Raw genomic sequence first — 14609 nt, forward strand, 5'->3', positions numbered from 1 at the left:
CACGCCCCCGCTTTATAATGCCCGATTCTTCGTCACTCTGTGGTTCGGGCATGCCCCGCACACGCTTGCAGGCTGCATGACAGCCTGGTTAGTGAGTGTCCACTAACATCAAAAGGTGCAATGTGTCAGCAAAACCGACCTTTCAGGAACTGATTCTGACCCTGCAGCAATACTGGGCTGAACACGGCTGCGTAATGCTGCAACCGCTGGATATGGAAGTGGGGGCCGGGACATCGCATCCGGCCACCTTCCTGCGGGCCATCGGGCCCGAGCGCTGGAACGCTGCCTATGTGCAGCCCAGCCGCCGCCCTACCGATGGCCGCTACGGGGAAAACCCGAACCGTCTGCAGCATTACTATCAGTATCAGGTGGTGCTCAAGCCCTCACCCGATGATCTGCAGGATCTCTACCTGGGGTCGCTGCGCGCCATGGGCATTGATCCGACCGTGCACGACATCCGCTTTGTGGAAGACAACTGGGAAAACCCGACACTGGGGGCCTGGGGTCTGGGCTGGGAAGTCTGGCTGAATGGCATGGAAATCACCCAGTTCACCTATTTTCAGCAGGTGGGCGGTCTGGAATGCTTCCCCGTGACCGGCGAGCTGACCTATGGTCTGGAGCGCCTTGCCATGTACATTCAGGAAGTGGACAACGTCTATGACCTGATCTGGACCCGCAGCCGCGATGGCTCTGTGGTGACCTATGGTGATGTCTATCATCAGAACGAGGTCGAACAGTCCACCTACAATTTCGAGCATGCCAATGTCGAAGCGCTGTTTGCCGCCTTCGAAGAGCATGAAGCGGCGAGCAAGCGGCTGATCGAAGCCGGGCTGCCCTTGCCGGCCTATGAACAGATTCTGAAGGCCGGTCATACATTCAACCTGCTCGATGCCCGCCATGCCATCTCGGTCACCGAGCGTCAGGGCTATATCCTGCGCATCCGCACACTGTCCCGCGCCGTGGCCGAGGCCTACTATGACTCGCGCGCAGCGCTCGATTTTCCCATGGCCGATGCCGACATCAGGGCCCAGGTCAAGGCCCGGCAGGAGAAGGAGTCCGCCCAATGACCACAGATACCGGAACTCAGGATTTCCTGTTCGAGCTGGGCACGGAAGAGCTGCCGCCGAAATCACTCAAGCAACTGGCACAGGCACTGGAACAGGAAGTCTGCACCGGCCTGGCCGAGGCCGGGCTGCAGCACGGCGAGGTCAGCCGCTTTGCCGCGCCACGCCGGCTGGCTCTGCGCATCAATGCACTGCAGGACCGTCAGGCCGACCGCGAGTTCGAGCGCCGGGGGCCAGCCGTCAAGGCGGCCTTTGACGATGCCGGCAAACCCACACGCGCGGCAGAGGGCTTTGCCAGCTCCTGCGGTATAGCGGTATCCGATCTGGAGCAGGTAGAGACCGACAAGGGCGCCTATCTGGTGTATCGGGGTACCGAGCCGGGCCAGGCCACCACGGCCCTGCTGCCGGCCATTCTGGATCGGGCACTGGATCGTCTGCCGGTGGCCAAGCGGATGCGCTGGGGCAGCCATCGCTTCGAGTTTGTGCGGCCCGTCAAGTGGCTGCTGGCCCTGTGGGGCGAGGATGTACTGCCCTACGAAGCCTTCGGTCTGACGGCGGACAACCTGAGCTACGGACACCGCATTCATGCCCCCGAGGCCATTGCGATCCGCCGTCCCGCTGATTATGAAACCGTATTGCGCGACCAGGGCTGGGTACTGGCCGGTTTCGAGGCGCGCCGGGACTATATCCGCAACCACCTGAGCAAGGCCGCCGATGAGCATGGTGTGCAGGTGGTGGTGGAAGATGACCTGCTGGATGAGGTCACCGCCCTGAACGAATGGCCGGTGGTTCTGAGTGGCCAGTTCGAGCAGCGCTTCCTCGACGTGCCGGCCGAGGCGCTGGTGTCGTCCATGCAGGAACACCAGAAGTATTTCCCGGCCCGCTCCGACAGCGGCGAACTGGTCAATCGCTTCTTCTTTGTGGCCAACCTGGAAAGCCGGGACCCCGAACTGGTGGTGTCTGGCAATGAAAAAGTGATTCGGCCGCGCCTGGCCGACGCCGCCTTCTTCTGGGAAAGCGACCTCAAGACCCCGCTGGCAGAGCGGGTGGCCAAGCTCGACAAGGTGGTCTTCCAGAAACAGCTGGGCACGGTCGGCGACAAGGCACGCAGGATCGAGAAGCTGACCACACATCTGGCCGGCCTGGCCGGGGCAGACCAGACAATCGCCGGTCGCGGCGCCCTGCTGGCCAAGGCCGACCTGGTGACGGATCTGGTCTTCGAGTTCGATGACCTGCAGGGTACGGCCGGCTACTACTATGCGCTGCGCAGTGGCGAGCCCGCAGGCGTCGCCAGTGCCATTCGTGACCACTATCGTCCGGCTTTCGCCGGCGATGCACTGCCGGAAACGCTGGAAGGCAGCCTGGTGGCGCTGGCCGATCGCCTCGATACGCTGGTGGGCATCTTTGCCATCGGCCAGAAGCCCACCGGCACGCGTGACCCCTTTGCACTGCGACGGGCTTCTCTGGGTATTCTGCGGCTGCTGATCGAAAAAGCTCTGCCGCTCGACCTCAGGGCCCTGCTGAACTCGGCGCTCGCGGGCTATGGTAAGCGTTCACTGCCCGCCCGGGATACCGCCGTTGATGAGGCTCTGGCCTATGTACTGGAGCGCTTCCGCGCCTGGTATCAGGACCAGTCGGTGCCCACGGATGTGTTCTATTCGGTGCGCGAATTGGCATTGACGGTACCCCTGGATATCCACCGCCGCGTATCCGCAGTCAGCACCTTCAAGGATTCCAGTGCCGCTGCCAGCCTGAGTGAAGCCAACAAACGCGTGGCCAACCTGCTGGCCAAGGCCGATGCCGACCTGTCTCGTGTCACCGGCACCACGGCGCTGACAGAGCCGGCGGAAGCCGCATTGCTCGAGCGGCTGCAGGCTCTGGAAACCGAAGTACCGCAGCAGGTCGCACAGCATGACTACGCCGGGGCCCTGAAGGCGCTGAGCAGCCTCAAGGAGCCACTGGATCAGTTCTTCGCGGAGGTCATGGTCATGGCCGAAGACGCCGACCTGCGCCAACAGCGCCTGGCGCTGCTCTACAGAGTGCGGCAGCTGTTCCTGCAGGTCGCTGATATTTCGCTGCTGCAGCTTTGATCTCTCGCTGAGGCGATACCAAAGCCGCCGGCAGTCGTCTGCCGGCGGTTTTTTTGTGTCCGTGAAATCAGGGGCTGGCTGCGTCTTCCGGCTGCAGGCGTGGAAAGAGATCGGATACCGACCACCAATCCGGCAACCAGCCCAGTGCATCGGCCATGACCCACAGGGCCAGCAACAGAAACAGCAGGCTGGCCAGGCGACGGACGACCCGGGTCGGTATCCGGTCGGCAAAACGATGACCCAGCCAGAGCGCCGGCGTGGTCACCAGCAGAATACCCAGGGTCGCACCCAGAACAACCGGTACCACCTGGCCATAGACCCCCATCAGGCCGATTACGGTGACCTGTGTCTTGTCGGCCATTTCCAGTATGAAGAAGGCCAGTGCGGACGAGAGCATCAGATGTCGGCCGGAGCGCACCGGTGGCGGCGCATCGTCCTCCTCGAACAGCAGCCAGACTGCCATGATCAGGAATACACCCGCAATCAGCCAGGGTTGCCAGTGCATGGGCAACAGGCTGAACAGCCACAGGCCGGCCAGCGCTGTCAGCAACTGGTTAGCGAACAGACCCAGAGCCATGCCCCAGAATATGGGCCAGGGGCGGCGGTAGCGCAGCCCCAGCAACAGGGCAAGAAAGAGGGAGCGATCACCGATTTCGGCAATGCCGACAGCGAGCGCTGAAACAAGAAAGGCATCCATGGAACTTCTCCGGGCTGGGCGACTTGGACAAAACCGGTGCAGCGTTTTCCATCGCCCAGCCTGACTTGTCCGTCAACCGGAAGAAAACACCGCACAGGTCTCGCCAAGCTGACAGGTCACAGGCAACCTGCCGAGCCGTGTACACCATGGTCATGTGGACCAAATATGTTGATGTACACCCCGCCCTGAATGCTCAGAGCAGGCGACTACTCCCCTGAAGGATGGCGGCATTAAACCGCAAAGGCGCCCCAACTTCAAGTGTCGAGTCTGGTCGCAGGCGCAAGATGTTCCACGTGGAACACTCTGTACCGGCAAATCAGACAGCCATCCACAAAAAAGCCATTGTTCCACGTGGAACAATGGCTTGTTGCAAAGCTCAACTGCAGATTGCGTCAGTAGTCCAGGTTCTCCACCAGCAGGGCATTCTGCTGTATGAACTCGCGTCTGGGCTCGACATCATCACCCATCAGCGTGGTGAATATCTGGTCCGCCGCGATGGCGTCCTTGACCGATACCTGCAGCATGCGCCTGGACTCCGGATCCATGGTGGTTTCCCAGAGCTGCTCCGGGTTCATCTCGCCCAGACCCTTGTAGCGCTGTATATGATAGCCGCGCTGGGCCTCATTCATGAGCCAGGTCATCATCTCGGCCATGCGCTCGGTGCTGAGCTCCCTGTTGCCGCGTACAATTCGGGCCCCGTCACTGAACAGGTCCAGCATGACCTTGCCCAGACCGTTGATGCGCTGATAGTCCTCGGATTCAAAGAACTCAGGCGTCAGGCTGTAAGTCTGCGAGAGCCCATGCTGCACGGACGTGATACGCGGTGCGTGCAGCCCGGTCTCTTCATTGCGATAGATTTCCGCACTGTAGACCCGGGTACTGGTGTTGTAGGCCTGCAGCATGCTGTCCATCTGATCCGTCCAGGCCTGCATTTCGGCCTCCCCGCGCATCAGTTCGCGATTCACCGTCGGCAGATACAGCAGATTTTCCAACACCGCTTCCGGATAGACCCGGGCCAGTCGGCCAATGGCTTTCATCACGGCCTGATACTGCAGGATCAGTTTTTCCAGTGCTTCACCGCTGATTGGTGGCGCACCCTCTTCCGGTATCAGTTCGGCGCCATCAATGGCCACCTGAGTGAGATAATAGTTCAGCGCATCATCATCCTTGATGTACTGCTCCTGCTTGCCCTTTTTCACCTTGTACAGTGGTGGTTGGGCGATATAGATGTAGCCGTTTTCGATCAGTTCCGGCATCTGTCGGAAAAAGAAGGTCAGCAACAGGGTTCGAATATGGGAACCGTCCACGTCCGCATCGGTCATGATGATGATGTTGTGGTAGCGCAGCTTGGCGATATTGAATTCTTCGCGACCGATACCACAGCCCAGAGCTGTGATCAGAGTGCCAACCTCGGCCGAAGCCAGCATCTTGTCGAAGCGTGATTTCTCGACATTGAGGATCTTGCCCCTCAGCGGCAGAATGGCCTGCGTCTTGCGATCCCGGCCCTGCTTGGCAGAACCACCGGCGGAATCACCCTCCACCAGATAGAGCTCTGACAGCGCCGGGTCCTTCTCCTGACAGTCGGCCAGCTTGCCCGGCAGACCGGCTATATCCAGGGCGCCCTTGCGGCGGGTCATGTCCCGGGCCTTGCGTGCGGCTTCCCGAGCCCGTGCCGCGTCAATCATCTTCTGCACGATCTGCTTGGCTTCGTTCGGCTTCTCCAGCAGATAATCGGCAAAGTGCTGCCCCATTTCCTGCTCTACAGCCGTCTTGACCTCGCTCGAGACCAGTTTGTCCTTGGTCTGCGAACTGAACTTGGGATCCGGCACCTTGACCGAGATAATGGCCGTAAGACCTTCCCGAGCATCGTCGCCGGTGGTGTTCACCTTCTGTTTCTTCTGTACATTTTCCTGGGTGATGTAGTTGTTCAGACAGCGCGTAATGGCGGCCCGGAAACCGGCCAGGTGGGTGCCACCATCCCGCTGCGGAATATTGTTGGTGTAGCACAGAATCTGTTCCTGATAGCTGTCATTCCACTGCAGCGCCACCTCTACCCCGGTACCATCTTCCCGCATCTGATTGAAATGGAAGGTGCTGTTCAGCGTGGTCTTGTTCTTGTTGAGGTAGTCGACAAAGGACCGCAGACCACCTTCATAGCAGAAATGCTCTTCCTTGCCATCGCGCTCGTCGCGCAGCCAGATGGATACACCGCTGTTCAGGAATGACAGTTCGCGCAGCCGCTTGGCCAGGATGTCATAGTGGAATTCGATATTGGTGAAGGTCTCGCCGGACGGACGGAAATGAATTCTGGTACCGGTCCTGTCAGCAGCTTCCAGCTGTTCCAACGGGGTATCCGGTACACCGTGATGATATACCTGCTGATACTTGAAGCCGTTGCGCCAGATGGTCAGGATCAGTTCGCGCGACAGCGCGTTGACCACGGATACACCCACACCGTGCAGACCGCCGGATACCTTGTAGCTGTTGTCGTCAAACTTGCCGCCTGCGTGCAGGACGGTCATGATGACTTCCGCTGCTGATTTGCCTTCCTCGTGCTCATCGGTCGGTATGCCACGGCCGTTGTCACTGACCGACACCGACTCATCCTGGTGAATGATGACTTCTATATCCGAGCAATGACCGGCCAGAGCCTCATCAATCGAGTTGTCCACTACCTCGAAAACCATGTGGTGCAGACCGGTGCCGTCATCGGTATCACCGATATACATCCCGGGTCGCTTGCGCACGGCATCCAGCCCTTTCAGCACCTTGATGCTCGACGAATCGTATGTATCAGACATCGATTACTCCTGTAACCTGTATGGGTGAACCCGACCTGCTTCTACGGCAAACCAGCGCGGGTCATCATGCGCAGACCACAGCCCGGGGGCCGGAAGCTGGTCTGCGGCCAGAACGGTCATAAAGACCTGGGTGTCAAAACTGTCGATCAGCCGCAACATCTCGGTCAGATGGGCCTGATCCAGTTCTGCGGCCAGATCATCCATCAGGATGATCGGCAATGTTGTATTTTCCCGCTGGGCCAGACAACGAATCTGGGCCAGTTTCAGACAGTGCCCGAGCACCTTCATCTGCCCCCGTGACAGTACATCACGGGCCGGCATGCCTTCCCACAGCATGCGCAGATCCGCCCGATGGGGCCCGACCTGGGTAATGCCGGTACGCCGCTCGCGCTCCTGTATGCCCGGTCGTGACAAGGCCTCTTCCAGCGTCAGCCGGCTGTCCCAGCCCGGGCTATACTGAATACCCAGTTCACGTCCGAAGGCCAGTGTATCGGACCGCTCACACAGCTGCCGAAACTCTTTCAGCAGCGTTTCGGTGTAGGCCGTACGCAACTCATGCAACTGGCCGGACACGCGCAGGAATTCATGGGTCCAGGCCTGCCGCTCGGAAGCCGATATTTTACCAGATTTCAGCCCACTGTTGCGTTGTTTTACGGCCCGCTCAAAGCGACGGAATACGGGGCCTGAACCCTGTTGTTCCACGTGGAACACACCCCAGTCGAGAAAACGGCGGCGAACACGGGGTCCGCCCTCGAAAAGCTGGAAGTCATCCAGTGTCAGCGCCTGTACGGGCATGATGGCCGCCAGTTGGCTGGCTGAATGCACACGATCACCATTGACCACGATATGACTGTCCGACTGTCTGGACCGCTCCATGCCGATCGCATACCCACTGGGCTGCAGCTCTCCATAAAGAGAGAAGCGCTCGGCCTGGATATGGATCAGGGGACGATGCTGCGCCACTCGATAGCTCTTGCCGGTGCCCAGCACGTAAAGCGCCTCCAGCAGAGACGACTTACCCGACCCGTTATCGCCGCTGATGCAGTTGAAGCGCGGGCCAGGTTGAAAACGCAAGCCGTCAAGGTTACGGAAACCGGAGACTTTGAGAAGAGAGAGATACATGCAGTGAGGAGTTGGCCGTATTCACCGACCGGGTCGGTGAATACGGCCAATAGACCTAGAGACGCATCGGCATGACAACGTACAGTGCGGTCTCGTCGTCGAAGTCCCGCACCAGAGCACTGCTGTTGGCGTCGGCAGCCTTGATCAGCACCTGCTCGCCCTTGATGGCATTCAGAACGTCGATCAGATAATTGACGTTGAACCCCACTTCCAGCGTTTCGCCTTCATAATCGACGGGCAGGTTTTCTTCTGCTTCTTCCTGCTCCGGATTGTTGGCCAGTACCTGCAGATTACCGCTGGTCACTGTCAGTCGCACGCCGCGATACTTCTCGTTGGACAGGATCGCAGCCCGGGTCAGCACCAGCCGCAGGCTGTCCTTGTCGGCCACTATCTCCTTGTCGCCGCCGCGCGGAATCACCCGTTCGTAGTCGGGGAACTTGCCATCAACCAGCTTGGTGGTGAAGGTATACTGTTCGACTGTCGCGCGCAGATGGTTGGTGGTCAGTGTCAGCCTGACCGGCGAGTCGGTATCTTCCAGGATACGCTGCATTTCCAGCACGCCCTTGCGCGGTACGATCACCTGTACCCCGGGTACAGGGTCTTCCGAATTCACTGCCGCCATGGCCAGGCGATGGCCGTCTGTGGCCACGGTGCGCAATTGCCGGTCTTTCAGTTCCAGCAACATGCCGTTCAGATAGTAGCGCACATCCTGCACCGCCATGGCGAAGGTCGTGGCATCAATGATGCGCAACAGGGCACTTTGCGGAATAAACAACTCGCTGGCCTGCTCATCGGTCTGGATATTGGGGAATTCAGTGGCCGGCAGGGTCGACAGGGAATAGCGGCTGCGGCCGCTGGTCAGCAGTACCCGCTCCCCTTCGGAGCTGAACTGCAACTGCGATTCCGCCGGCAGCGACTTGCACAGATCAAGCAGCTTGCGGGCCGGCAGCGTCACCCGCCAAGCCTGGGGCGCCGGTGTTTCAAGCGGCACTCGGGCCACCAGTTCCACTTCCAGGTCGGTACCGGTCAGCGTCAGTGTATCGCCTTCCGCTTCCAGCAGCACATTGGCCAGTATGGCCAGAGTATTCCTCTTTTCTACCACTCCGGCCACAAACTGTAGCGGCTTCAGCAGGGCTTCGCGTGAGACGTTCAGATTCATTGTCCTTACTCTTGCTCGGTTAGCTGGTCAGTGACCGGTGAATTTTGGCGTAATCTTCCCGCAGTTCGGCGGAAGTTTCCAGCAGCTCCCGCACTTTGCGACAGGCGTGCAGCACCGTGGTGTGATCACGACCGCCGAATGCCTTGCCGATTTCAGGCAGACTGTGCGACGTGAGTTCCTTGGCCAGTGCCATCGCCATCTGCCGCGGTCGCGCCACGGAACGGCTGCGGCGCTTGGAAATCAGATCAGAAATCTTGATATTGTAATACTCAGCCACGGTACGCTGAATATTGTCGATGGAAATCTGCTTCTCCTGGGCCGCCAGCAGGTCCTTCAGTGTATCCTTGATAAAGCCCAGCGTAATCCGGCTGCGGGTAAACTGGGCGCTGGCAATCACCCGTTTCAGGGCACCTTCCAGCTCCCGCACATTGGACTGAATCTTCTGCGCTATAAAGAAGGCAGCTTCATCGGACAACTTGACCCGATCACGCTCGGCCTTCTTCTTGAGGATGGCGACCCGGGTTTCCAGGTCCGGCGGCTCCACGGCTACCGTCAGACCCCAGGAAAAACGACTTTTCAGACGATCTTCCAGACCTTCTATCTCCTTCGGGAAGCGATCACAGGTGAGAATGACCTGCTGATTGCCTTCCAGCAAGGCATTGAAGGTATGAAAGAACTCCTCCTGGGTGCGGTCCTTGCCGGAGAAAAACTGAATATCGTCAATCAGCAACGCATCCAGATTACGATAGAAACGCTTGAAATCCGGCATGGCACCCTGCTGCAGAGCCTTCACCATATCGGCCACAAAACGCTCGGAATGGATATACAGCACCCGGGCATTGGCATTGCGCTGCACCACCTCGTTGCCGATGGCATGCATCAGGTGCGTTTTGCCCAGGCCAACACCGCCATAAATGAACAGGGGGTTGTAGGCGCCGCCTTCGTTGGCCGCCACCTGTCGCGAGGCGGCAAGTGCCAGTTGGTTGGCCTTGCCTTCGACAAAGCTGCCAAAGGTAAAACCCGGATTCAGATAGCTGTGATGGCGCAGGCCACCTTCAACCCGCACCTTGCTGTCCTGCTGATCGAGCTCACGCGCCGCAGATGATTTCTCACCCATGGTGGTGGCCTGGCCATTCAGGGTAGCAGAGCTGCTTCTTCGTGCCGGCACAACGGTTGCACTGCCGGACGCCCCGATGGACAGTTCCACGCGCAGCCCCGGATCTTCACTGACCTCCTTGGCCAGTTGCGTGATGCGATCAAGATACTTGTCACGCACCCAGTCACTGACAAACCGGTTGGGCGCCGCCAGGTTCAGGCGGCTGTCCTCTTCACTGACTGACAGCCGTCGAATCCATGTGTTGTATTGCTGTGGCGGCAACTCGGTCTCCAGCACTGCAAGACAGACTTCCCAGACTCCCTGTGCCAAGCCAACCCCCGGATATAAAAAAATGAAAGGAACAGACGATACACAAAGGCTGTGTATAAGCAGGGAACACAGACGGGCATAACCCGCGTATAACCCTGTGCCTGATCAGGCTGTGGACAGTATGCCGTTTTATGGACTGCTTTTCCACCGCATGCTGACAGCTTTGCGGTCAGTTGCTACCGGCTTTTAAAACCCTATTTTTGTTTTAAATTCAATGACTTAATACGTTTTTCCACAGAAAATTCCGTACCCTGTAGTAACCATTACCACTGTTCTTCTCTTCATAAATCAATACATCATGTGTGAGTCACTGCATTGATCCAATACAACCCCGGCCTACAGACTATCAATGCGTGCCAGGTCCCTTGTTTCAGAGTGACTTCTCGGCTAGAATCCGCGCTCACCTGATTTCAGGCTGACTGCTTTTTGAGCAGCAGCATCCAACCGCAGTGAGACCAACGTTATGAAAAGAACATTCCAACCCAGTGTTCTGAAGCGCAAACGCGCTCATGGTTTTCGTGCCCGCATGGCCACCAAGAACGGTCGCAAGATTCTGGCCGCTCGTCGAGCCAAGGGCCGCAAGGTACTGAGTGCCTGAGCAGACTGATCGGGAACCGCTGGCCGCCGCGTCCGAGCGACCAGGCAGTCAGCGGTTTCAGCGTAGCAGACGTCTGTTGACAGCGAGTGATTTCAACCGGGTGTTCGAACAGGCTTCCACCCGGGCCGGTACAGCCGAGCTGTTTCTGTTGGCAGCACCAACCGAAGCACCGGATGCCCGAATTGGCTTTATCGTGGCGCGCAAGCATGTTCGGCGCGCCGTCAAACGGAACATGCTGAAGCGAATAGTACGGGAAAATTTCCGTACCCTGGATGCAGACTATCCGCCACTGGACATCATCGTGATGGCACGCAAGGGCGCAGATCGACTCAGTCGACCCCAGGTGCATGAAGCGATCCGGCATCTGTTGCACAAGTTGCGTCGACGCTACAACCAGGCAGGCTGAGTGAACAAGCTCGAAACGAAGCGCGTATCGACGCTTTTCATGCCGGAGTCACCCGGTTAGCATTACCAACCTGTTTTAAACTTCATAGGACAATTCATGGACTGGCGACGCGCGCTCCCCATACTTGGCCTTGGCATTGTCAGCTATTTGCTGGTCTTGCAGTGGTCGGAATTTGATACTACGCAACGGAGCCAGGAACTCACTCCCGCGACTGAGCAGTCCAGCCAGGACATGCCGCCGCTCGAGGAAGCCCCTGATCCCGAGACTACCACTGAATTGTCCTCAGAGGCGGAGAGTGCGCTGCCCGAGTTCCAGAGTGCTGACGATGAATCGGCACAGCAACCCGGTGAATCGGTGCCGCAACTGGATGCCACGGGTGATACAGCCTCCACCATCGTGGTCGAAACCGATACAGTGCGGGCGGAAATACAGTTGCAGACCGGTGATCTGACCGAAGTTGCGCTGTTGCAGTACGCGGTATCGTCCGATAACCCGACCCCCATGCGCATACTGGAGCAGCATTCCGGGCGGACCTACATTGCCCAGAGCGGGCTGCTGAACCAGGACAACCGTGATATTACCCGCCAGGGCCGTTTTGTAGCCGAGCAGGACCGCTTCGAACTCGGTGCCGGCGAAGATGAGTTGCGGGTACCGCTGACCCAGGTACTGGACAGCGGGCTGGAAATCACCAAGACCTATGTGTTCAAGCGTGATGACTATGCCATCGATGTCGAATTCGAGGTTCGGAACACTGCGGATTCGGCACAGCAGTTTTCCCAGTTCGGCCAGTTGCGCCGTGATCGCAGTTCGGATCCGAGCCGAGGTGCCGGCTTTGCCATGGCATCCTACCTGGGTGTAGCGACCACCTCGGAAGACGATCGCTACGACAAGATCAGTTTCCGAAATATGGACCGCCGCGCCCATACGCACACCCACTTTGGTGGCTGGATGGCGTTCCTGCAACACTATTTCGTCAGTGCCTGGGTGCCACCGCAGAATGAAACACATCGCTATTTTGCCCGGGAAAACAACGGCCTCTATTATGCCGGCTTCACATCTCCGGCGCGCACGGTAGAAGCGGGCGGTACCCAGACCTGGGAGACGACGCTGTTCGTCGGACCCAAGCTCCAGGACCGTCTGTCCGAACTGGCCGAGCATCTGCAGCTGACAGTCGACTATGGCTGGCTATGGTGGGCGGCGCAGCCGCTGTTCCAGTTGATGACCTTTATCCATGACTATGTGGGTAACTGGGGCTGGACCATTGTGCTGCTGACTCTGATCATCAAGATGGCCTTCTACCCGCTGAGCGCCAAAGCCTATCGATCGATGGCCAAGATGCGCAAATTCGCGCCCAAGATGCAGCAACTGAAGGAGCAGTATGGTGACGACCGCCAGAAGATGGCGCAGGAAACCATGAAGCTCTACAAGAAGGAGAAGATCAATCCCATGGGCGGCTGTCTGCCCATGCTGGTGCAGATGCCGGTGTTCATCGCCCTGTACTGGGTATTCATGGAAAGCGTCGAGTTGCGTCATTCGCCGTTTATCTTCTGGATTCAGGATCTGTCGTCACGTGATCCCTACTTCATTCTGCCGCTGATCTTCGGTGCCACCATGTTCCTGCAGATGAAGCTGGGTGCACAGCCCACAGACCCGATGCAGGCCAAGGTGATGAAGTTCCTGCCCATCGGCTTTACTGCCTTTTTCCTGCTGTTCCCGGCCGGCCTGGTACTGTACTGGGTGGTCAACAACAGCATTTCGATTGCGCAGCAGCAGTTCGTGAACTGGCGCGTGCTGCGGGAAGACGAAAAGGCCGCCGCTGCCGCCAAGGCCGATGGCGACTGACGACACCATTTGCGCGATAGCCACGCCACCCGGCAGGGGTGGCGTGGGCATTATCCGGTTGTCCGGTCCGGCCAGCCTCGATATCGCCCGGCGGCTCACCGGCCGCACGCCCCAACCCCGCTACGCTCATTACGGGCTCTTCTCCGATAACCAGGGTGAAGTCCTCGATGAAGGCCTGACGCTCTATTTCCCGGGTCCGCACTCCTTTACCGGCGAAGACGTCGTTGAATTCCAGGCCCATGGTGGCCCGGTCATTCTGGATCTGATTCTGCAGACCGCGATGGCGGCCGGTGCTCGTCTGGCTCGCCCCGGTGAATTCAGCGAACGGGCCTTTCTCAACGACAAGCTGGATCTGGCGCAGGCCGAAGCCATTGCCGATCTGATTGCGGCCTCGTCCGAACAGGCGGCCCGCAGTGCCACCCGCTCCCTGCAGGGTGAGTTTTCCCGTACCGTTACCGCCCTGGTTGAAGACTGCATTCAGCTGCGCATCCATGTCGAGGCAGCAATCGATTTTCCGGAAGAGGAAATCGATTTCCTGTCCGACGGACGGGTCGCTTCGGCGCTGGAGAATCTCAGAACCCGGTTGGCCCAGACCATGGCCAGTGCTCGTCGAGGCACCCTGTTGCAGGAAGGCATGACGGTGGTGATCGCCGGTCGGCCCAATGCCGGCAAATCCAGCCTGCTCAATGCACTGTCCGGGCAGGACACGGCCATTGTCACCGATATTGCCGGAACCACCCGGGATGTGCTGCGCGAGTCCATACAGATTGACGGTCTGCCGCTGCATATCATTGATACTGCGGGTCTGAGAACCACGGAAGATGCAGTGGAAAAGCTGGGGATAGAACGCGCCTGGGCGCAGATCAGGCAGGCCGATTTGGTTATTCTGGTTGTGGACAGTCTGCAGCAGACAGAATCAGCTGTCGGTCCGGAAGCCGACCCTTTGCTGGCCGAGCTGCCGGCCAAATTGCCGGTGCTGCAGGTGCGCAGCAAATGTGATCTCAGCGGGGAGATTGCCGGCATGACATCGGAGCAGCCACCGGTGATCACCCTCAGTGCCACCACGGGTGCCGGTCTGGACACCTTGCGTACCTATCTGAAGACCACCATGGGCTATGACAGCACCAGTGAAGGCGGCTTTATTGCCCGCCGGCGCCATTTGCAGGCCCTGGAAGAAGCCACGGCCAGCCTCGACAGTGCTCATGCCCAACTGCACGGGTCGGCAGCGGGTGAACTGGTGGCAGAGGACCTGCGTCAGATGCAGCAGGCCCTCAACAGCATCACCGGCGAATTCACCTCAGACGATCTGCTGGGTCGCATTTTCAGCAGTTTCTGCATCGGCAAATAATCAGCCTTCGCTGGCAGTGAACCTTCCAGCCCGGTTACGGCAGGATTCCGTGCGGA

General features: G+C 58.9%; 11 protein-coding genes and 1 riboswitch. Of the genes, 6 read left to right on the forward strand and 5 right to left on the reverse strand.

Features of this window, described 5'->3' with window-relative positions; genetic code table 11:
• Positions 1-122: 122 nt before the first annotated feature.
• Positions 123-1067: a glycine--tRNA ligase subunit alpha gene (gene glyQ, locus E4656_RS15835; RefSeq protein WP_240754002.1), complete on the forward strand. Its 945-nt coding sequence runs from the start codon at positions 123-125 to the stop codon at positions 1065-1067.
• Complete coding sequence (glyS, locus tag E4656_RS15840; RefSeq protein ID WP_135484284.1) at positions 1064-3154, forward strand: glycine--tRNA ligase subunit beta; 2091 nt, start codon at positions 1064-1066, stop codon at positions 3152-3154. Before glyQ ends, glyS begins: the two co-directional genes overlap by 4 nt.
• Positions 3155-3221: 67 nt before the next feature.
• On the opposite strand, the gene E4656_RS15845 is transcribed toward glyS, so the two are convergent.
• The 5 genes from E4656_RS15845 to dnaA form a co-directional block, all read right to left on the reverse strand.
• On the reverse strand, positions 3222-3851 hold the full coding sequence (locus E4656_RS15845) for a TMEM165/GDT1 family protein (RefSeq protein ID WP_135484285.1): 630 nt from the start codon (positions 3849-3851) through the stop codon (positions 3222-3224).
• 96 nt (positions 3852-3947) lie between these two features.
• A riboswitch (yybP-ykoY riboswitch) is annotated at positions 3948-4072 on the reverse strand.
• 171 nt (positions 4073-4243) lie between these two features.
• The gene (gyrB, locus tag E4656_RS15850) at positions 4244-6652 is read right to left on the reverse strand and encodes a DNA topoisomerase (ATP-hydrolyzing) subunit B (protein WP_135484286.1); all 2409 of its coding nucleotides are present in this window, start codon (positions 6650-6652) and stop codon (positions 4244-4246) included.
• 3 nt (positions 6653-6655) lie between these two features.
• Positions 6656-7774 carry a DNA replication/repair protein RecF gene (gene recF / locus E4656_RS15855; RefSeq protein ID WP_135484287.1) on the reverse strand — a complete coding sequence of 373 codons (1119 nt, stop codon included), beginning with the start codon at positions 7772-7774 and terminating at the stop codon, positions 6656-6658.
• Between the two features lie 55 nt (positions 7775-7829).
• Positions 7830-8933, reverse strand: coding sequence for a DNA polymerase III subunit beta (gene dnaN, locus E4656_RS15860; protein ID WP_135484288.1), 1104 nt, complete (start codon positions 8931-8933; stop codon positions 7830-7832).
• Between the two features lie 19 nt (positions 8934-8952).
• Entirely contained in the window at positions 8953-10359 is a 1407-nt protein-coding gene (gene dnaA, locus E4656_RS15865; RefSeq protein ID WP_135484289.1) for a chromosomal replication initiator protein DnaA, read from the reverse strand.
• 463 nt (positions 10360-10822) lie between these two features.
• Between dnaA and rpmH the strand changes: the two genes are divergently transcribed.
• From rpmH to mnmE, 4 genes are all read left to right on the forward strand, one after another.
• Positions 10823-10957 (forward strand): 50S ribosomal protein L34, encoded by a 135-nt coding sequence (rpmH, locus tag E4656_RS15870; RefSeq protein WP_135484290.1) that lies wholly within the window; start codon positions 10823-10825, stop codon positions 10955-10957.
• Positions 10950-11363 (forward strand): ribonuclease P protein component, encoded by a 414-nt coding sequence (gene rnpA, locus E4656_RS15875; RefSeq protein WP_135484291.1) that lies wholly within the window; start codon positions 10950-10952, stop codon positions 11361-11363. Before rpmH ends, rnpA begins: the two co-directional genes overlap by 8 nt.
• Positions 11364-11459: 96 nt before the next feature.
• Positions 11460-13205 (forward strand): membrane protein insertase YidC, encoded by a 1746-nt coding sequence (gene yidC, locus E4656_RS15880; RefSeq protein ID WP_135484292.1) that lies wholly within the window; start codon positions 11460-11462, stop codon positions 13203-13205.
• A complete protein-coding gene (gene mnmE / locus E4656_RS15885; RefSeq protein WP_135484293.1) occupies positions 13195-14553 on the forward strand; it encodes a tRNA uridine-5-carboxymethylaminomethyl(34) synthesis GTPase MnmE in 1359 nt (452 codons plus the stop codon). Before yidC ends, mnmE begins: the two co-directional genes overlap by 11 nt.
• The last annotated feature ends 56 nt before the right edge of the window (positions 14554-14609 follow it).

This window comes from Natronospirillum operosum (assembly GCF_004768465.1).
GTDB classification, from domain to species: domain Bacteria; phylum Pseudomonadota; class Gammaproteobacteria; order Pseudomonadales; family Natronospirillaceae; genus Natronospirillum; species Natronospirillum operosum.

What these genes read in the sequence shown, in the direction of transcription:
- yidC (WP_135484292.1), top strand. Translation starts at nt 11,460, where the DNA reads ATGGACTGGCGACGCGCGCTCCCCATACTTGGCCTTGGCATTGTCAGC.
- recF (WP_135484287.1), bottom strand. Translation starts at nt 7,774, where the DNA reads ATGTATCTCTCTCTTCTCAAAGTCTCCGGTTTCCGTAACCTTGACGGC.
- glyS (WP_135484284.1), top strand. Translation starts at nt 1,064, where the DNA reads ATGACCACAGATACCGGAACTCAGGATTTCCTGTTCGAGCTGGGCACG.
- mnmE (WP_135484293.1), top strand. Translation starts at nt 13,195, where the DNA reads ATGGCGACTGACGACACCATTTGCGCGATAGCCACGCCACCCGGCAGG.
- E4656_RS15845 (WP_135484285.1), bottom strand. Translation starts at nt 3,851, where the DNA reads ATGGATGCCTTTCTTGTTTCAGCGCTCGCTGTCGGCATTGCCGAAATC.
- dnaN (WP_135484288.1), bottom strand. Translation starts at nt 8,933, where the DNA reads ATGAATCTGAACGTCTCACGCGAAGCCCTGCTGAAGCCGCTACAGTTT.
- rpmH (WP_135484290.1), top strand. Translation starts at nt 10,823, where the DNA reads ATGAAAAGAACATTCCAACCCAGTGTTCTGAAGCGCAAACGCGCTCAT.
- gyrB (WP_135484286.1), bottom strand. Translation starts at nt 6,652, where the DNA reads ATGTCTGATACATACGATTCGTCGAGCATCAAGGTGCTGAAAGGGCTG.